This window comes from Silvimonas terrae, assembly GCF_014202765.1.
GTDB lineage: Bacteria > Pseudomonadota > Gammaproteobacteria > Burkholderiales > Chitinibacteraceae > Silvimonas > Silvimonas terrae.
Genome location: NZ_JACHHN010000001.1, coordinates 753,007 through 771,745, shown reverse-complemented (window position 1 = coordinate 771,745; position 18,739 = coordinate 753,007). Strand labels below are relative to the sequence as shown.

The window sequence follows — 18,739 nt, the reverse complement described above, 5'->3', positions numbered from 1 at the left end:
GTCGACGCATCCTGACTTAGTCCCAGATTTTCCAGGGTGCTTTGCCCTGATCCCACATCTGGTTCAACTGGATTTTGTCGCGCAGCGTATCCATGCATTTCCAGAAGCCATGATGGCGGTATGCCTTGAGCTTGCCATCGCCAGCCAGCGCTTCCAGCGGCTCCCTCTCGAAGATGGTCGCGTCGCCATCCTTGATGTAATCGAACACGCCCGGACGGCAGATCATGAAGCCAGCGTTGATCCAGCCCAGATCGCCAGGCGGTTTTTCGTGAAACTCGCGGATATAGCCATTGGCGTCTTCGTCCACCAGGCCAAAGCGCGGCTCCGGCTGCACACAGGTCATGGTCACCAGTGCGTCTGGCGAGGCCTGGTGTTGCGCCAGTTGTACGGCAATGTTGACGTCGGACACGCCATCGCCATAAGTCAGCATGAAATCTTCGCCGCCCAGGTAGTCCCGCGCCCGCAAGATGCGGCCACCGGTTTGCGACGACAGACCGGTTTCCAGCAAGGTCACCTTCCAGGATTCAGACTGGTTGCGGTGTACCTCAATCTGGTTATTGGACAGATCAATGGTGACATCACCCTGGTACAGAAAATAATTGGCAAAGAACTCCTTGATGTGATTGCCCTTGTAACCCAGCAAAATCACAAATTCGGAATAACCCTGGGCCGCATAGATCTTCATGATGTGCCAAAGAATCGGGCGCCCGCCGATCTCAACCATGGGCTTGGGTCGCAGATCTGTTTCTTCACCAAGACGTGTGCCCAGACCGCCCGCAAGAATGACCACCTTCACGCTGTTTGTCCCTTCGTTCACACCCCGGTCAGGACCAGGGCTTCAAGTACGGAATTGGCTCTCATCATGGCAGCCTCAAAAACGCCACTTGCTGCGCTGAAAACCACGCCACGCTGGCTATCTTGCTGCCCGGCAGCCCAGTTCGACACCACGGCCAGTGTGGCATAGGGCACCCCCACCTCACGCGCCAGCACGGCTTCAGGCATGCCGGTCATACCAACCATATCGCCACCATCACGCTGAATGCGGCAGATTTCCGCGGCCGTCTCCAGGCGCGGCCCCTGGGTGCAAGCGTACGTGCCACCATCGACGACACTGACCCGGCTTTGTCGCGCTGCATCCAGCAAGGCCGAGCGCAGATCGCCGGAATACGGCTCGGTAAAGTCGACATGGGTGACCGGGTGCTCACCCACCTCAAACATGGTTTGTTTGCGGCCCCAAGTGTAATCAATGATCTGATCGGGGATCACCAGTGTTCCAGGTCCCATATCAGTGCGGATACCGCCTACCGAAGCAATAGCCACAATGTGGGTAACAGGCTGTTGAGTCAGCGCCCAGATATTGGCCCGATAGTTGATCAGATGGGGCGGTATGGTATGGCCATAGCCATGACGGGCAATAAACACCACCGGGCGCCCTGCAACTTCACCAAAGGTCAGCGCACCGGACGGATCCCCATACGGCGTGCGCACGACCAGTCGGCGTGTGACCTGCAAATTCGCCGGCTGACCCGCGCCGGTTCCCCCAATCAGGGCAAGCATGCATTGTCCTCCTGGCTTTGCGAAAGCGCCGGGGCGCGTGATATGCCATACGATTCTTGCATCATATCGGCATCTGCCCGCAATTACTAAGCGAGAAAAAGGGGCCGCACGATGGCAAGCCCCTTTGTCTTTGAATCCACATCAAAAGTTTTTTACGCCAGCGCGTCTGATATACGCACCTTAGACGGTCTGCTTGCCATTCACGGCATTGCGTTCACGCACGTATTCCGCAAATTCCGCGCCCACTTCCGGGTGCTTGAGGCCCAACTCGTAGGTGGCCTTCAGGAAGCCGAACTTGGAGCCGCAGTCATAGCGCGTGCCCTTGAGGGTATGCGCCAGCACGTGCTGTTCCTGCATCAGGGCAAAAATGCCATCGGTAAGCTGGATTTCGCCACCCTTGCCCGGCTGGACGCTTTGCAGATGATGGAAAATGCGCGGCGTCAGCACGTAACGACCCACCACAGCCAGGTTGGATGGGGCTTCTTCTGGCTTGGGTTTCTCAACAATAGAGTTGATCTTGAGGCGGCCCCCTTGCGATTCGGCCACTTCCACAATGCCGTAAGAGCCAGTGTCTTCCTTGGGGACTTCTTCCACGCCCAGCACGGAGCAATGCGTGTCATCAAACAGATTGACCATCAGTTTGAGTTCGGAAGAACGGCCATCAATCAAGTCATCGGCCAGAATGACGGCAAACGGCTCATCGCCCACCGCCGGACGGGCGCAGAGTACGGCATGACCCAGACCCAGCGCTTCCGGCTGGCGGATGTACACGCAAGTCACGCCTTTGGGCAGAATGCCTTGCACGATATCCAGCAGCTTTTGCTTGTTCTTGGCAGCCAGTTCGCTTTCCAGCTCGTAGGCTTTGTCAAAATGGTCTTCGATGGAACGCTTGTTACGGCCCGTGATGAAGATCATTTCCGTAATGCCAGCCGCCAGCGCTTCTTCCACCGCGTACTGAATCAAGGGTTTGTCCACGATGGACATCATTTCTTTGGGGCTGGCTTTGGTCGCCGGCAAGAAACGTGTCCCCATCCCGGCTACCGGGAATACCGCTTTACGAATTTTCTGCATACCGATCCCTTTACTGTGATGTCCCGAATCCAGCAAACCCAGACGCAGTGCCGCACCCATGACCTGATCAGCTTGCCGCTGATGCAGTTCGTCCGGCCATTGCGAGACCGCGGAACGCCCCAGCCCAAGCGAATCGGCAAGACGCGTTTGCGAACCGAACAAGTGAATGGCTTCTGATTTGTACATGACCAAATGTTCAGACAATTAAACAAACAAGTCAAGGAGAGAAAATTCTCAAAGTGTGTTTAATTTAATGAACAGTCATGAATATCTGGTTAAGACGCAAGACAAACACCGACAAAAGACCGCCATGGCCTCAACCCGGTACAGCCGCACGCAGTTGGGCTTCATCCCAGATGGCAATGCCCAGTTCCTCGGCTTTAGCAAGCTTGGAGCCCGCTTCCGCCCCGGCCACAACCACATCGGTTTTCTTCGAGACACTCCCGCTGACCTTGCCACCTTGCGCTTCGATGATTGCCTTGGCCTCATCGCGTGAGAGGCTGGGCAAGGTGCCGGTGAGCACAAAGGTTTTGCCACTGAATGCGCCAGCAATTGCTTCGGTTTCTTCTGGCAACGCCGCCAGCAGCGTGGCACACCACGCCCCCAGCGCTTCCAGCCGCGCTGTATTGCCCTCGGCAGCCAGCCATTGCTGCACACTGCTGGCAATGTCGGGTGGCAAGCCAGCCAGCGTGTTGGCATCCGCATTGGCCAGATCAGCCACGCGGGGGAAGGTCGTCGCCAGTTGTTTTGCGCGGGTGGCGGTCAGCTTGGGGATATCCAGCGCCGCCAGCAAAGAAGCGGTTTCCAGTTTCTCCCGCAATGCCGGGTTGGGAGCATGCTCGCCCACCGGTTGCACGCCAGCACTTAGCAAATCATCCAGCGCTTTCTGGTTTTTGGGTTCGGCAAAAAAGTCGGCAATGGCGTCCGCCACCGTGCCGCCGATGTCTGGCAGCACACGCAGGACCGGGCCCGGCGCATGCCGCACAAAGGCCAGCGTGCCCAGCCAGTCGGCCAGGGTTTTGGCGGTGGACTCCCCCACATGGCGGATGCCCAGCGCAAACAACATGCGCGCCAGCGGCGGATTCTTGCTGGCCTCAATGGCTTCCAGCAGGTTTTCAGCCCATTTGGTGGCGACCTTGCCTTGCTGGACGGTTTCTGGCGTGATGCCATCGCGCTCATCGGCACGGCGCTTCATGTCCAGGAAGTCCTCCAGCTTGAGCCGGTACAGATCAGCCACGCCATGTACGTAATCGAGCTCAACCAGATTATCGATATAGCGCCCGCCCAGCCCGTCGATGTCCATGGCGCGGCGGCCGGCAAAATGCCAGATAGCCTCTTTGCGCTGCGCCGAACAAAACAGCCCGCCTGAGCAACGTGCAATGGCCTCGCCTTCTTCGCGCACCACGTGCGAGCCGCAGACGGGGCAGGTTTTGGGCAGGCTATAAGCCGGTTCGCGCGGGACTTGTTGCGGGTTGAACAGATCACCACCGGGCTGATCGACCATGGGCCGGCGTTCCAGCACCACACCCACCACTTCCGGGATCACGTCGCCAGCGCGGCGCACGATCACCGTGTCACCCACACGCACATCCTTGCGACGCACTTCATCTTCGTTATGCAGCGTCGCGTTAGTGACGGTCACGCCGCCCACAAAAACGGGTTGCAGACGTGCCACTGGCGTAATGGCACCGGTTCGCCCGACCTGGACATCAATGACATCCACAATGGTCAGCGCTTCTTGCGCCGGATATTTGTGCGCAATCGCCCAGCGCGGCGCGCGCGAGACAAAGCCCAGCTCTTCTTGCTGGGCAAAGCTGTCGACCTTGTACACCACGCCGTCAATCTCATACGGCAAGCTTGGGCGTTTCTCGCCAATCCGCTGGTAATACGCCAGCAGCCCCTCGGCCCCTTGGACCCGATCACGCTCTTTGCAGATGGGCAGACCCAGCGTACCAAACCAGTCCATCACACCCGATTGCGAATTGGGCGGGGTCACGCCTTCACAGGTGGCAATGCCGTAGGCAAAGAACGCCAGTCGGCGCGATGCGGTAATGCGCGAATCAAGCTGGCGCAGCGAGCCCGCTGCGGCATTGCGCGGGTTGGCAAACGTTTTGAGGCCCTTGGCGGTCTGGTCATCGTTGAGGCGTTCAAAGTCTTTTTTGAACATCAGCACCTCGCCGCGCACCTCCAGCAAGCTGGGCAGGGCGACGCCTTCGCGCTGCTGCAAACGTAGCGGAATGGCGTTGATGGTGCGCACATTGCGAGTGACGTCCTCGCCCGTGGCACCGTCGCCACGGGTTGCGGCCTGGACCAGCACGCCATTCTCGTAGGTCAGCGACATGGCCAGGCCGTCAAATTTGGGGCCGACGTCGTAGGTCACCTCGTCCTGGCCCAGCCCTTCACGGATGCGGCGGTCAAACGCAGTGATATCGTCGTCTTCAAACGCATTGTTGAGCGACAGCATGGGCACCCGATGCGTGACGCTGGCAAATTCCGGTAGCGGCGCGCCACCAACCCGTTGCGTGGGCGAGTCCAGGGTAACCAGTTCAGGGTGCGCCATCTCCAGCGCTTGCAACTGGCGGAACAAGCGGTCGTACTCGGCATCAGGCACGGTCGGGTTGTCCAGCACGTAGTACTCAAGGGCGTATTGATGCAAAAGGCGGCGCAATTGCGCCGCCTGTTCGGTAACCTGGGTCATGATGCGGTCCGTCAGAGCTGGCACGGGGCCAATCGGCCCCGTGTGTTGCGGTCAATCCTGGTATGGTTCATCAGGCAAACAAACGCAAGGCCACAGGCGAGCCCGGCTCAATGCCTTGTTCATCCATACGCGTGTAAATCTGGGCCAGTTGCTGATGGATATTGGTCAGGCTGGCATTGGTCAGCGGCTTGCCGTTGTCGTCGACCAGAGTGGCACCCAGTTGGGTACACAACTGAATGGCAAACTGACAAACGTATTCGAATACCGAAAGGCCACCCGCAGCGCGGGGCACGTCGAACAACAGGGTGACACCTTCCGATGTAGTGCCAAACGGCGACTGATCGTGGTTGGTCAGCGAGAACAGGCTCTTGCCGCTTTCGCTCCGGTACTGGAACGTGCCATCCGGGGCCTTCACCAGACCGGCGTGCTCAGCCAGAACACGCACTTTTTCCATTGGCAGCGGGTTGCCCGTCGCCATGACGTTCAGGCCAATCAGCACGTCCACCGAGGCGCAGAATTCGTCCAGTTGCGCCGCAGTGGAAAGCTTGGCCGAGCGCTGCGGGAAAGTCACCGAGGCATCGTGTTCATCGGCAAACTGCTGCACGGCCATGCAAAAACCATTGAGTTGTTCCTGGGTCAGCGCCCCCTGGCGATCAACCAGTTGCAGGCCCATACGCAATTCGCTAAAGGCGTTGCCGGTGCTGCCGTACACGGTTTGCCACTGGCCGGCTTCGTTCAGGCCAATCACGCGCACGCGCTTGGTAGCAGGAAACGGCGGCACTTCTCCGGCGGGGATATCCACACCGGCGTGGACTTCGGCAATGAAATCAAAAGCGGGATCAAGCAAGCTGGTCTCGGCGTCTTCGTCGGCGGTCGCGGATGGGGCGGGCTGTGCTGTGGTTTGTGGGCGCGGTGCCACGGGCTCGGGCGCAGTCCAGGCGGGTTCTGGCTGGGGCGCCTCGTCATCCTGCAACACTTCAGCGACGGTGTGACCGGCCAGCACCGGCTCTTCGCGCACGTCGCCCGCAGTGAAGGACGGGGTGTTGAGCGCAGGCTCCAGCCGCTGTGCATCACCCTTGCGCACCACGTTTTGTGGCGTATCCAGCAGCACGTCGGGCTGGTTGCGGGCAAAGGCTTTGGCGGCCTGCTTGCGGTAGCGGTGTTCTTGCCACCAGTTGAATGCGTAGACGGCGGCGACAATGGCACCACCAGCGATCAGCGAACCAAGTTGCAAATCTGTCATGATTCCGGGCTGTATTTATCTGTGTTGGCCCCTGCCCCGTTTCACGGGACGGGCGGCGAATTCATCAAACGGTTGCGGCATCGCGCATGGACAGGGCGGTCTCGATATCGACCGCCACCACGCGTGAAACCCCTTGTTCCTGCATGGTGACACCCACGAGTTGCGCCGCCATCTCCATGGTGAGCCGGTTGTGGCTGATATAGAGGAATTGCGTGCGTTCGGCCATTTTTTTGACCAGTTCGCAGAATCGCAGCGTGTTGGCGTCATCCAGTGGTGCGTCAACTTCATCCAGCAAACAAAAAGGCGCCGGATTCAGCCGGAACAGCGAGAATACCAGACTTAACGCCGTCAGTGCTTTCTCGCCACCCGATAACAAATGGATCGTACTGTTCTTCTTGCCGGGTGGCTGCGCCAGAATGGTCAGTCCGGCATCCAGAATCTCGTCACCGGTCAGCATCAGTTCGGCGTGCCCACCCCCAAACAGCAGCGGGAATAATTCCTGCAAATTGCCGTTCACGGTGTCATAGGTTTCTTGCAACAGCGCGCGGGTTTCCCGGTCGATCCGGCGGATGGCGTTTTCCAGCGTTTCCACGGCAGCGGCAAGATCGCCCGCTTGCGCGTCCAGGTATTGCTGACGCTCCCGTGCACTATTCAACTCCTCAAGCGCAGCCAGGTTGACCGAGCCCAGATTATTCAGCGCCTGGCTGAGCCGGCCAATCTCTGCCGTCAGGCTGGATATCTTCACGCCCGCGCCCAGTTTTTCGCGCAGCGCCGCTTCGTCTGCACCGGCTTCTTGCAATTCTTCGGCAAAACGCTCCAGCGCCAGACGCGCTTCCTGTTCTTTCAGGCGCGCGCCGTTCACGGCTTCACGCGCAGGCTCCATGCCGGCTTCAATACGTTGCTTCTCGGCCTCACGATCACGCATTTGCTGGGCAAAGCCATTGAGCGCATCGCGCGTTGCGGCCAGCGCGCGCTCTTTCTCGCCGCGCAGATTGATGGCGTCCTGAAAGCCGACATCAAAGTCACCCTCGTGGATGCCTTCCAGCTCCAGCGTGAGCGACTCCAGCCGTTCGGCCACCAGTTCGCGGCGATGCTGCAAATCTTCGTCCCGGCGGGCCATATCGGCCAGACGGGTTTGCGCTGCCTGCACGGCAAAGCGCGTTTCCTGCGCCATGCGTTCAACCTGACGCAAGCGGCTGCGCTGCAATTCACAGGCCGATTCCGCCTCGGCCCGCGCCAGCTTTTGCGCGTCCAGTTCTTCTTGCAACGGCTCCAGCGCGGCTTGCGCGTCTTGATGCGCCGTTTCGGTTTCCTGAGCCGCGTAGATTTCTTCTTCCAGTTGCAGCTGGATGGTTTCCAGTTCTTCCTGCCACTGTGCAGACTGCCGTATCCGCTGCGCATCGGCCTCTTCCAGCCGGGCACTTTGCCGCGTCAATTCAGCCGACTCTGTCTGCAAGCGGCTGAGGGTGGCGCGCTGCTGGCGCAGGCGCTGTTCAATGTCAGTCAGGGCTCGCTGGCCGGCTTCATGCGCCGACACCGCAGCTTGCCAGGCCGGCGCCATGGCCTCGACGCTCTGCACTGCATCTTCCAGTGCCTGCCGTTGCGCCACGAGGTTGGCGACAACGCCCTGTGCGGCGTGGTAGCGCAAGGTCTGGCGGTCCCCACAATGCCCATCCCGCGTTACCAGCAGACCACCAACCGGCAGTTGCTCACGCAGGGCGGACCATTGGGTCGCGTCTTCAACGCACCAGACTGTACTCAGCAAATCAACCAGCACGGGGTTGAGTGCGGCATTCGTACTGTGAACCTGATCCAGCAAGCGCGGCAGTGTCATCGACCCCGTACTGGAGCCGGCTGCGGCGGGTTGCAACAGGGCCAATGCGGCAGGCGGTGTTGCCGAGGGCAAGGCGGTGACGACCCGTGCCTGCATGCGTTGACCCAGCACGGCTTCGACGGCTTTTTCCCAGCCGCCGGCGATACGCAGCGATTCATAGAGTTGCGGTGTGTTCTGCAAACCCTGCGCGGCCAACCACGACCCCAACGCTTTGTCATCCGCGGGTTTGGGCAGACTTTCCAACGCCTTGATGCGGGCCTGCAATTCATTACGCTGCCGGGTCTGCTGGTCTCGCTCCGCAGCGGCTTCGTCCAGCGTCTGGCGGGCGGTTTCCAGCGCGGCTTCGTCTTCATCCAGCGCCAGTTGCGCGGTTTCCAGATTCAACGCCGATTCTTCTTGCGCCAGCCGCAGGTTTTGCAGTTGTTCGCCGCCCCCTTCTTGCGTCAAGCGCGCCAGGTCTTGCTGCAGGCGATCGCGCCGCGCCTTAAGCGCCTCACAAGTGCGAACATGGTGTTGCGTCTGCTGCTGCGTCAGTTGCAGGGTATTGCGCGCCTGGGCCAGTTGATCACGCGTGTACTGAAAACGCGTGTCCATTTCTTTGAGCGCCTGTTCCAGCTCTGGCAAGCGCTGGGTTTCGTCTTCCAGCGCCAGGGTGGCTTCTTCGGCGGCGATGCCTGCTTCTTCCTGGCGTTGCAGCCAGTCTTCCCGCTCCGCCTCGCCCTGGCGACCGCTTTGGTCAATGCGCGCCAGCTCGGTTTTGGCTGCTTCCAGATCCGTGCTGATACGGTCCCGGTTCTGGCGCAGGTGCAGCAGTTGCTGTTCCAGCCGGGCGACGGTGGCATTGGCATCGTACAACTCGCCTTGCGCGGCATGGACGGCATCGCTGGCGGTGAAGTGCGTTTCGCGCAGTTCTTCCAGCGCGGCTTCCAGTGCCCGCAAATCAGCCAGCTTTGATTCCAGCGCGTTTTGTGCCGCTTCGATATCACGGCGGGTGTTTTCTACATCTCGCGCGGCATCAAGCTTGCGCTGCAAAGCCAGCAGATTTTGTTTTTCGGTGATCGTGTCTCTGAGATTGTTGTATTGCGAGGCAATCTCGGCCTGGGATTCCAGCTTGGTGATCTGGCCCGTCAGTTCCAGACGGATATCATCCACGCGATCCAGGTTGTCGCGCGTATCCGCCAGGCGGCTTTCGGTTTCACGGCGGCGCTCCTTGTATTTGGACACGCCGGCCGCTTCTTCCAGAAAATGCCGTAATTCTTCCGGGCGTGCCTCGATAATGCGCGAGATCATGCCCTGTTCAATAATGGCGTAGCCGCCCTTGCCTACGCCCGTCCCCAGAAAAAGATCGGTGATGTCGCGGCGGCGTACCGGCAACTGATTGATGTAGTAGGAGGATTCGCCCTGGCGGGTGAGCACGCGCTTGATGGAGATTTCGGCGTACTGGCTCCACTGCCCGGCCGCGAGGCCAGCGCTGTTGTCGAACACCAGTTCCACCGACGCCCGCCCCACCGGTTTGCGCGAGCCGGAGCCATTGAAGATGACGTCCTGCATGGATTCGCCACGCAACTGCTTGGCGGACGATTCGCCCAGCACCCAGCGCACGGCGTCAATTACATTGGATTTCCCGCAACCATTGGGCCCGCAAACAGCCACCAGTTGCCCGGCGACGTGAATGGTCGATGGGTCAACAAAGGATTTGAAGCCAGCCAGCTTGATGTGGGTAAGGCGCACTGAGGGGACTGCCAGCGGTTGCGAAAGCGCCGATTGTAGCGCAATGCGGGGGAGGCTTAGGTGTGCGCAATGCAGCAAGGCGTCGCAATGGCGCGACACCTTGCCGTATCAAGCGCCCGGCGCGGCGGGCAAAGCCACTCCGCCAACCGGGCGCCGGCCATCACTCAGTCGTTCTGAATGACGATCTTCGGGAACCTGGCCGAAAAGTCCTGCGCCTTGATTGCCACGCGCGCAGCCAGTTTGCGCGCGACTTGTTTATAGGTGCTGGAGATAGCGCTGTCCGGATCTGCCACCACACTGGGCTTGCCCGAATCCGCCCCCAGGCGGATCGACAGGTCCAGCGGCAACTGGCCGAGTAACTCCGTGCCGTAATCCTTGCACATGGCGGCGCCGCCACCTTCGCCAAAAATGGGCTCGGCATGGCCGCAGTTGCTGCAAATGTGCATGCTCATGTTCTCGACAATGCCCAGGATCGGCACGCCGACCTTCTCGAACATCTTCAGGCCCTTGCGCGCGTCCAGCAGGGCAATATCCTGCGGCGTGGTGACAATCACAGCCCCGGTCAGCGGCACTTTTTGCGAGAGCGTCAGCTGGATGTCGCCGGTACCCGGCGGCAAATCGATGATCAGATAATCAAGGTCATTCCACAGCGTATCGTTCAGCAATTGCGTCAGCGCCTGGGTCACCATGGGGCCGCGCCAGACCATAGGCTGTTCGTTGTCGATCAGAAAACCAATCGACATGGTCTGCACACCGTAATTGACGATGGGCTCGATGTGCTTGTTGTCTGGCGAGGTTGGTTGCTGATCGGCAACGCCCATCATGGTCGGCTGCGACGGGCCATAGATATCGGCATCCAGCAAACCGACCTTGGCTCCTTCTGCCGCCAGAGCCAGCGCCAGATTAACCGCTGTGGTGGATTTGCCCACCCCGCCCTTGCCGCTGGCAATGGCAATCATGTTGCGCACACCCTGATGCAGTTGCAGGCCACGCTGGGCCGCATGTGCCACGACATGTGTACTGATGCTGACCTCGGTGCCGGTCACGCCGGGCAGCGTTTTGAGCGCGGCATCCAGTTGCTGGCGGATCACCTCATGCTGGCTTTGGGCCGGATAACCCAGTACCAGATCAAAGCTGACCACACCGGCGTCAATTTTGAGGTTTTTCACCCCGCGCGAGGATTGATAATCCTTGCCGGTATTGGGGTCGATGGTCTGGCTGAGAATCTGCTGGATAGACTGGAGATCGGGCATGGTATCTGGGGGCGCGGGGCGCAAAAAAGACGTCGAAGGATTGGGTGGGATTTTACCGTAGATTGCGTCGGTACAGCCGAAACTCAAGTCTGGGCCCATAAACGCCGACACCGGATACTGGGGTGTATCCGGTGTCGGGTCAGTCGCTTGCAGGGATGCCGCTTTAGCGGTAGTAGCCTTTGTCCAGAGAGCGGAAGATGGCCGGTACCCAAGCCTGGTCCAGCGCTTTCGCGGCGCGGCCCTCTCCTTTGCAAGCAGCACGCCACATCCATTTGGCAGCGAGATAGAGGCGTAAATCCAGCGGCATCTCCTGGCATTCGGTCAGCCCTCCTTCGCGCAGCAACTGACCAAATGGATAATAAGCACGCTGATAACCCTGTTCTGCAGCCATGCGCAGGTACGCCCCGGCTTGATCCCGGCTCTGTTCAACATGAAAACCACGCAAATGCGCTACGCCAACGTTGTAGGCGGCTCTGGGCATGCCTCGCTGGGCCAGTTGCTGCAGTGTGGCGACAGCTTCGGCCTGTTCTTGGGGCGCACTACCGTTCATCATCCGGACGGCCTGGTTGAATTGCTGCTGCATGGCGTGGGCAGTAGCGTTGCCCTGAGCGACGTGGTCCATGAGAATCACCCGAAATCCATTTTGAGAATTCGAGAATTATTGATTGGGCATATAAAAATAAGTATCAGAATCCCCTGAAAAACACACTGAAATGGCCGTGATTAACAGCAAAGAAAAACCCGGCCAGAGGCCGGGTTTTTCACGTAACGGGTCTGAACCCTGCGCGGTCAACCTTCCAGCCAGGCCTTGCGCGCGGCAAGAACTGCAGTGCTGGGCTCTGCGGCAGCCCGCAGACCCCAGGTATCTTCACCTGCGACCTGAATGGCCAGCTTGCGCACAGAGAGTTCATCCCGGCGGAAAGCATGAATCTGCACTTCGCTGCCTGCGGCGTAGCTGCCAAGCGCGGTATCCAGATTACCTGCGGTAATTCGTAAACCGTTCAATGCCACCAGCACGTCGCCGGCAGCAAGGCCGGCCTTTTGCGCCGCGCCGCCCTCCAGTACATGGGTCAGTTTCACGCCGCCAGCCTCTGCGGCCACACGCGCACCAATGCTGTTGCCGGCTGCGGTGATCTCTTTCCAGCCCCCCTTGTCCGTCCCCCCCGCAGTCACGCGCAATTGGGTTTCCACGCCCACTTGTGCCAGCAGGCTGGCAATGGGTAGCTCTTCGGTCGAACGCAGTGCCAGATCAAAGAAATCCTTGAGATCAAAACCGGCCACTTCACTGGCTATGCTTTCCCATTCAGCCTCACCGACACCTTTGCCCCCCTTGCTGGCGTAAAAGTCTTTGCCAAAGCGCTGCCACAGCGTACGCATCACGTCGTCCAGACTCTTCTTGCCCTTGCTGCGCTGCCGAATGGTCAGATCCAAGCACAAGGCTGCCAGCGCACCTTTGGTGTAGTAGCTGACAATGGCGTTGGGGCTGTTTTCGTCCTGACGGTAGTATTTGACCCAGGCGTCCAGGCTGGCTTCTTCCAGATTCTGGCGTTTGCGGCCCGCACCGCGCTCGACGCCGGTCAGGGTTTGCGCCAGCAGGTCAAAGTACTCCTGCACGGTAATCAGGCCGGTACGCACCAGGGTCAGATCATCGTAATAAGAGGTGATGCCTTCAAAGGCCCACAGCAGGCGTGTGTAGTTCTCGCTGTACAGGTCATACGGCGCGTAGGCTGCAGGCTTGATACGCTTGACGTTCCAGGTATGGAAGTACTCGTGGCTGCACAGACCCAGGTACTGGCGATAACCCGCCTTCGCGGCAACTTCATGCTCTAGCGGCAGATCGTCGCGGCTGACCATCAGGGCGGTGGATGCCCGGTGTTCCAGGCCCCCGTAACCGTCACCGGTCACCATACTCATGAAAACATAGCGATCAAACGGCGCCGGTTCGCCAAACAGTTTGATCTGGTATTCACAAATCTTTTTCAGGTCGCGCTTCAGGCGTTTCATATCGGTGCGATGGCGACCGGCAATAACGACTTCGTGCGGCACGCCACAGGCCTTGAACCGGATGTCACTGAACACGCCCATTTCGACCGGGTGGTCGATCAGTTCATCGTAATCAGCCGCCTTGTACAAGCCGTACTCACCCACGCGTGCGCCATCGACCGGCAGGCTGGTCGCGACATGCCATTGCACGCCCGCAGGCGCGACCAGTTCAACCGTGCATGGCCACTGCTCCTGGCCTTTGACGGCCAGAAAGGTGCTGGTGCCGTTGAAAAAACCACGCGTTTCATCCAGATAGGCACCACGCACAGACAAATCCCAGGCATAGACGCGATAACTGATTTCCAGCTTGCCTTTCACGGGCTCGGCCTGCCAGCTGTGTTTGTCCAGCTTGGTCAAGGTCACCGGTTTGCCTTTGCAACTGGCGCTGATGCTGACGATATTGCGCGCAAACTCACGGACCAGATAACTACCGGGAATCCACACCGGCAACCACACCGTCTGCCCGGTAGCATCGGGTTTGTCGATGCTCAGTGAGACATCAAAATAATGGGCATGAAGATCGGCAGGTTTGATCCGGTAGTGAGGCATTGCAAGGCTCTTGTGGGGGAAGTTCAATCACGCAGGGCAAGCCACTTTATGGGTGATTACCACTGCAACTAATCATGAAACGCAGAACAATGCGCCCAAGCGGCCTGGGTGGCAAGCCGCATGGGCAGACGCAACAAAAATCCCCCGCAAAGCGGGGGATTTCATTGTCGCATATTCAGCGCTGCGGCAAACCTGCCGGCCCCTCTTCACTTTTAGATTGCGGATCAACGGCCTGATCCGGAAAGGCCCGGTGGCTATGCTGACGGCGGGCAGTATCAAGCTGATTTTGTTGCTTTTTTGCCGCCCTTTGGTCGGGGTAATCGAGTTCTTCGGCTTCACGATCAGGTTTCTGTACCATTTGCGCCTCACTTGATTTGCAGTTTGCGTTGCGAACACCCACGATGGACTCATGGAGGCGCCGCATGTTCCCCACGGACGCTGCAAGGCAAACCGCTGATTAAAAAAACAAGACAACGTGTCGAGCCCATGCGCATCAAAACCCGCTTCATTCTGTATATCACTGCGTGGACGCTGACGCTGGCGGGGCTGCTGGGCTGGCTGGCGCACAAGCAATGGCACGAGTACGCGGAAAATCACCATGCCGTGCGTGATGTCGAACGCACAATTCTGGCGCTCAAGGTCTTCGAAATGGTCTCGCGCGAGCGCGGCCCCAGCAATGCCATGATGGGCGCGCCCCTGCCCGCCCCGGCCAGCCAGGCAGCAGCCCTGACTACCGCGCGGGAACACAGCGACGCGGCCATCAATGCCTTGATGAGCGGCCTGCAGCAACTGGATGACGACGACGACCGTGCCACCCTGGTCAATGCGCTGTTGCAATTGCAAAACGATCTGCAAACGGGCCGGCGCAAGGTCGATACTTTGATCGCCATGCCGGTCGCACAGCGCCCCGGTGAAACCATTGATGATGCAGTCACCGCCATGATCGCGGTGGCGGGCCGGGCCTCGCCGCTGGCCACCCGCGTTTCCGGCGCGGCCGAACAACGCGGCAATACACTGAACGATTTGCTGGTTGCCGCCCGCGCCGCGGCAGAACTGCGGGAACAAGCCGGACAACTGGGCTCGCAATTCACCCGCGCGCTGATCCGCCAGGAGCCCTTGACCCGGCAGACCGTAGAATCCATCGAGCGCATCATCGGCCACATCGACATCATGCGCATGCTGGTCAATAACCGGGTAGCGCGCTGTTGTGCCGACAACCCCGACATTACCGGTGCAGTCACGCAAATGGACCAGCAATACTTTGGCGATGGTCAGGCGCTGGTCAACCAGGTGCTATTGACCTGGCGCGCCAGTGTCGTCCCGCAAATGACCACCGGCGAATTTGCTGCACGCTATGTTCCGACCATGAACCCCATTGTTGGATTACGCGATGCGCTCCTGTTGCAAGCCAGCAAGCAGGCACAGGCGGCAGAATCGCGGTCACGCAATAGCCTGTTATGGCTTGGCGGTCTGACTGCCGCACTGGTTTTGTTGCTGATTGTGCCGCTTTGCCTGTTTGGTTACCGGCTACTCAACGCGCTTACCACTTCGGCCAATATCATCAAAGCCCTGGCCGCAGGCAAGCTGGATACTCCCGTACCCACCCCCGTGCGCAGTGACGAAATTGGCGATGTACTGAGCGCCATTGCCATCTTGCGCGACCACAGCCAGGCACGCCAGGCGCTGCAGATCGAGCGTGAGGCGCTGATTGCCGATCTGCATGAAGCCGCCACCACCGATTTTCTGACCGGCGCCCTGAACCGCCGTGCCTTCCAGTCCATGGCCACCGTCACCGTCACCCAGACCGCTCGACGCGGCGGTTATTGCAGCGTGGCGCTGCTTGATCTGGACCACTTCAAACGGGTTAATGACACGTGGGGCCATGACGTCGGTGATGTCGTGATCCGGGCGGTCAGTGAACGCTGCCGGATCAATCTGCGCAGTTCAGACTTGTTTGCCCGTTATGGCGGGGAAGAATTCATTTTCCTGCTGGCCGATGCAAATGAGGCAAATACCATAGAAGTACTGGAACGCATCCGTCAGGATATCGCCCGGACCACATTAGCCACCGTTGACGGCCAATCCCTTCACCTCACCGTCAGTGTGGGTTTTGCCCAGCTCAGCCCGCAGCAGGACACACTGGAAAAACTGGCGCTGGCCGCAGATCGCCATTTGTATGACGCCAAAGAGCGCGGTAGAAACCGGGTAATCGGTTGAACAAAGCGCGCATCGTGTTATCGGTGACAAGCAATACCATTAAATGCGAATATAGCGCACCGTGTTTTGATGATTGACGCAAAACAATAAAACAAAAATAATTACCGCACAAAACTCTAAACACAACTTTATCGCTATCCGCGCAGAGCTGGATCAATGAATACCAAGGAAAAACTGCAAGACCTGGAAAGTAGTCAGGACGCCGCACTGAGTGCATCGCGCAGGGTTTATCTGGATTTACGCCTGCGTATTGTTGAAATGTCCATGCTCCCCGGCACCCGGATTGTCGAACGCGATATTGCCGCCGAACACGGCACCAGTCGCACACCGGTGCATGAAGCCGTGCAGCGCCTGGCCGAAGAAGGCCTCGTGGAAATCATGCCGCGCGTGGGCACCTTTGTGGCACGGATTCCGCTGGATGCACTGGAAGAAGCCATGCTGGTGCGTACGGCCCTGGAAATTGCCATTGTGGAAGAAGCGGCCAAGCGCATCTCGCCCGAAGGCGTCACGGTATTACGCGGCATTCTGGCCGAGCAACGCCAGTACACAGATGCCGGCGACACCCGTGGTTTTCACCAGACCGATGAAGCGTTTCATGCGGCACTGGCTGAATTGTCCGGTCATCCCGGGGTGTGGCCCATTATTTTGCAGGCCAAGACACAGATCGACCGCTATCGCCGCCTGACGCTGCCCCTGCCAGGACGTATGGAACACGTGGTCGATGAACACGTTGAGGTGGTCAACGCCATTGAAAAAGGCGAGCCCAGCGCAGCAGTTGCCGCCATGCGTTCCCACCTGGATCATGTATTGCCGGTACTGGAAGTGGCCAGAACGCTACAACCAGAATACTTTATCCAGCACTTGCCCGAACGCGCACACGATTGATTGCGCCAACGAGGCCACAAGCCCCAAAAAAAGCCCGCTGATTAGCGGGCTTTTTTAATCTCTGCTACACGAACGCAATCGTAAAACCGGTCGTCCAGGCTTTCTTCAGAAAACATGAACGGTTGTAAGTATTAATTGCTAAAGCGTTTAACCCGCCATTGCAATTCAATTTGGCAATGGCGGGTTTATCAGCGTTTTCTTTTTGGCAATTGCAGCAAAATCAGCCTTGTGAAATGAGCGCAGCAATACCCTGCGTTTCAATCGTGCCCAAAATCCCGGCCAAAGCATCCGACAATCCCGCAACACCATTGAGGTCCTGACCCCACAGCGCCACATTGCCCAGCCACTCTGTGGCCAGTTGCGGCAAGGTCCACTGACCGGCATCCACCTTGCCCCAGCCAGCCTCAAACCACGCCAGCCATGCCGGATCGTCCGACAGCTTGATCAGCTTGCCGCGGTACAACACCATGGTGGCCGCCAGCGCAATCAACAAGCGTTGCGGCAGCTTGCCGGTGCTGCGCTGGTACTGCAGCAATTGGGGCAGTACGCGCGCGGCGTATTTGCTCCAGCTATTGAGGGCAATCGACTCCAGCCGGTGATGAATGTACGGATTACGGAAACGGCGCAATACGTCGGCTGCAAATGAATCGAGTTCCGCGCGTTCCAGCGGCAACGCCGGAATGATTTCTTCGTTCAGCACATCCAGCAGGAACGGCCCGACCACCGGGTCTGCCACTGCTTCGCCCACTTCATGCAAACCGGCCAGCAAAGCCACCGGCACCAGCACGGTGTGGCCCCCATTGAGCACACCTACTTTGCGCTGCTTGTACGGGGTGATGTCATCCACCAGGCGGATATTCAGGCCAGCGCCATCAAGCTTGAGCTCTTTGGCCAACCACTGCGGGCCCTGAATCACAAACAGGTAGAAGTATTCGGCGGTGACGAGGAACTGGTCGTGATAACCCAATTCTTCATCAATTTGCGCCATTTCTGCCTGCGGGTAACCCGTCACGATGCGGTCAACCAGCGTGGAGCAGAAGGTGCAAGCGCCACCCAGCCAGGCTTCAAACCGTTCGCCCAGTTGCCACAAACGGGCAAAGTGCAGCACCGCCGCCCGCAGCGCATCGCCGTTGTAATCAATCAACTCGCATGGCAACAACACCAGACCTTTGTCAGCCGCGCCGCCAAAATGCTTGAAGCGCTCGTGCAAAAAGCGGGTGAGTTTGGCCGGAAAAGTCGCCGGGGGCGAATCTTCCAGACGGTCTGTGTCGTTGGTGGCAATGCCGGCTTCGGTGGTGTTGGACACCACAAAGCGCAAGTCCGGATTGGCGGCCAGCGCCAGGTATTGGGCGTAGTGCTCGCCGAGATCAATTTCCCGTTCGACACATTCAATCTTGCGATAGGTTTTGACCGGCTTGCCAGATTCATCCAGCCCGCGGATCAATGTGGTAAAGACACCACCTTGTACATCCAGCAAGGGCAAGGACGGGTTACCGCGCGGACGCACTACCACGACACCGGCATCAAGCCCGGTGCGTTCATTCAACAGGTCAATCTGCCAGTCAACAAATGCGCGCAGAAAGTTGCCTTCGCCAAACTGCAAGAAACGGATCGGGCGATTGAACGGTTTTTCCCGCTGTAATGTCTGCATGATTTTG

The 18,739-nt window shown here is 59.0% G+C and carries 13 protein-coding genes; 2 read left to right on the top strand and 11 right to left on the bottom strand.

Features of this window, described 5'->3' with window-relative positions:
- Window positions 1–16 precede the first annotated feature (16 nt).
- The 10 genes from rfbF to HNQ50_RS03120 all read right to left on the bottom strand — a co-directional run bounded on the left by rfbF (window position 17) and on the right by HNQ50_RS03120 (window position 14,379).
- Entirely contained in the window at window positions 17–817 is an 801-nt protein-coding gene (rfbF, locus tag HNQ50_RS03165; RefSeq protein ID WP_308419119.1) for a glucose-1-phosphate cytidylyltransferase, read from the bottom strand.
- Window positions 814–1,557 carry an S-methyl-5'-thioinosine phosphorylase gene (locus tag HNQ50_RS03160; RefSeq protein WP_184097457.1) on the bottom strand — a complete coding sequence of 248 codons (744 nt, stop codon included), beginning with the start codon at window positions 1,555–1,557 and terminating at the stop codon, window positions 814–816. Before HNQ50_RS03160 ends, rfbF begins: the two co-directional genes overlap by 4 nt.
- Before the next feature lie 180 nt (window positions 1,558–1,737).
- On the bottom strand, window positions 1,738–2,628 hold the full coding sequence (gene galU / locus HNQ50_RS03155; protein WP_184097923.1) for a UTP--glucose-1-phosphate uridylyltransferase GalU: 891 nt from the start codon (window positions 2,626–2,628) through the stop codon (window positions 1,738–1,740).
- Window positions 2,629–2,944: 316 nt separating this feature from the next.
- Window positions 2,945–5,326 (bottom strand): NAD-dependent DNA ligase LigA, encoded by a 2,382-nt coding sequence (ligA, locus tag HNQ50_RS03150; protein WP_184097455.1) that lies wholly within the window; start codon window positions 5,324–5,326, stop codon window positions 2,945–2,947.
- Between the two features lie 70 nt (window positions 5,327–5,396).
- Window positions 5,397–6,569 carry a cell division protein ZipA C-terminal FtsZ-binding domain-containing protein gene (locus tag HNQ50_RS03145; RefSeq protein WP_184097453.1) on the bottom strand — a complete coding sequence of 391 codons (1,173 nt, stop codon included), beginning with the start codon at window positions 6,567–6,569 and terminating at the stop codon, window positions 5,397–5,399.
- A 64-nt stretch (window positions 6,570–6,633) separates the two neighbouring features.
- Window positions 6,634–10,134: a chromosome segregation protein SMC gene (smc, locus tag HNQ50_RS03140; protein ID WP_184097451.1), complete on the bottom strand. Its 3,501-nt coding sequence runs from the start codon at window positions 10,132–10,134 to the stop codon at window positions 6,634–6,636.
- A 164-nt stretch (window positions 10,135–10,298) separates the two neighbouring features.
- Window positions 10,299–11,387 carry an iron-sulfur cluster carrier protein ApbC gene (gene apbC / locus HNQ50_RS03135; protein WP_184097449.1) on the bottom strand — a complete coding sequence of 363 codons (1,089 nt, stop codon included), beginning with the start codon at window positions 11,385–11,387 and terminating at the stop codon, window positions 10,299–10,301.
- A gap of 163 nt (window positions 11,388–11,550) precedes the next feature.
- Window positions 11,551–12,009, bottom strand: coding sequence for an SEL1-like repeat protein (locus HNQ50_RS03130; protein WP_184097447.1), 459 nt, complete (start codon window positions 12,007–12,009; stop codon window positions 11,551–11,553).
- Between the two features lie 167 nt (window positions 12,010–12,176).
- Window positions 12,177–13,979, bottom strand: coding sequence for a M61 family metallopeptidase (locus tag HNQ50_RS03125; RefSeq protein WP_184097445.1), 1,803 nt, complete (start codon window positions 13,977–13,979; stop codon window positions 12,177–12,179).
- Window positions 13,980–14,154: 175 nt separating this feature from the next.
- Window positions 14,155–14,379 carry a hypothetical protein gene (locus HNQ50_RS03120; protein WP_184097443.1) on the bottom strand — a complete coding sequence of 75 codons (225 nt, stop codon included), beginning with the start codon at window positions 14,377–14,379 and terminating at the stop codon, window positions 14,155–14,157.
- Window positions 14,380–14,465: 86 nt separating this feature from the next.
- Here HNQ50_RS03120 and HNQ50_RS03115 point away from each other — a divergent pair, with 86 nt between their 5' ends.
- Complete coding sequence (locus HNQ50_RS03115; protein WP_184097440.1) at window positions 14,466–16,196, top strand: GGDEF domain-containing protein; 1,731 nt, start codon at window positions 14,466–14,468, stop codon at window positions 16,194–16,196.
- Between the two features lie 156 nt (window positions 16,197–16,352).
- Window positions 16,353–17,081, top strand: a complete 729-nt coding sequence (locus HNQ50_RS03110) for a GntR family transcriptional regulator (protein ID WP_221302966.1) — start codon at window positions 16,353–16,355, stop codon at window positions 17,079–17,081.
- Window positions 17,082–17,301: 220 nt separating this feature from the next.
- Here HNQ50_RS03110 and HNQ50_RS03105 read toward each other — a convergent pair whose 3' ends face one another.
- On the bottom strand, window positions 17,302–18,732 hold the full coding sequence (locus HNQ50_RS03105; RefSeq protein WP_184097438.1) for a tagaturonate reductase: 1,431 nt from the start codon (window positions 18,730–18,732) through the stop codon (window positions 17,302–17,304).
- Window positions 18,733–18,739: the final 7 nt, after the last annotated feature.

Excerpts from the sequence above, each read along its gene's own strand:
- HNQ50_RS03160 (WP_184097457.1), bottom strand. The coding sequence starts at position 1,557 with ATGCTTGCCCTGATTGGGGGAACCGGCGCGGGTCAGCCGGCGAATTTG.
- HNQ50_RS03105 (WP_184097438.1), bottom strand. The coding sequence starts at position 18,732 with ATGCAGACATTACAGCGGGAAAAACCGTTCAATCGCCCGATCCGTTTC.
- HNQ50_RS03115 (WP_184097440.1), top strand. The coding sequence starts at position 14,466 with ATGCGCATCAAAACCCGCTTCATTCTGTATATCACTGCGTGGACGCTG.
- apbC (WP_184097449.1), bottom strand. The coding sequence starts at position 11,387 with ATGCCCGATCTCCAGTCTATCCAGCAGATTCTCAGCCAGACCATCGAC.
- HNQ50_RS03125 (WP_184097445.1), bottom strand. The coding sequence starts at position 13,979 with ATGCCTCACTACCGGATCAAACCTGCCGATCTTCATGCCCATTATTTT.
- ligA (WP_184097455.1), bottom strand. The coding sequence starts at position 5,326 with ATGACCCAGGTTACCGAACAGGCGGCGCAATTGCGCCGCCTTTTGCAT.
- HNQ50_RS03110 (WP_221302966.1), top strand. The coding sequence starts at position 16,353 with ATGAATACCAAGGAAAAACTGCAAGACCTGGAAAGTAGTCAGGACGCC.
- HNQ50_RS03145 (WP_184097453.1), bottom strand. The coding sequence starts at position 6,569 with ATGACAGATTTGCAACTTGGTTCGCTGATCGCTGGTGGTGCCATTGTC.
- galU (WP_184097923.1), bottom strand. The coding sequence starts at position 2,628 with ATGCAGAAAATTCGTAAAGCGGTATTCCCGGTAGCCGGGATGGGGACA.
- HNQ50_RS03130 (WP_184097447.1), bottom strand. The coding sequence starts at position 12,009 with ATGGACCACGTCGCTCAGGGCAACGCTACTGCCCACGCCATGCAGCAG.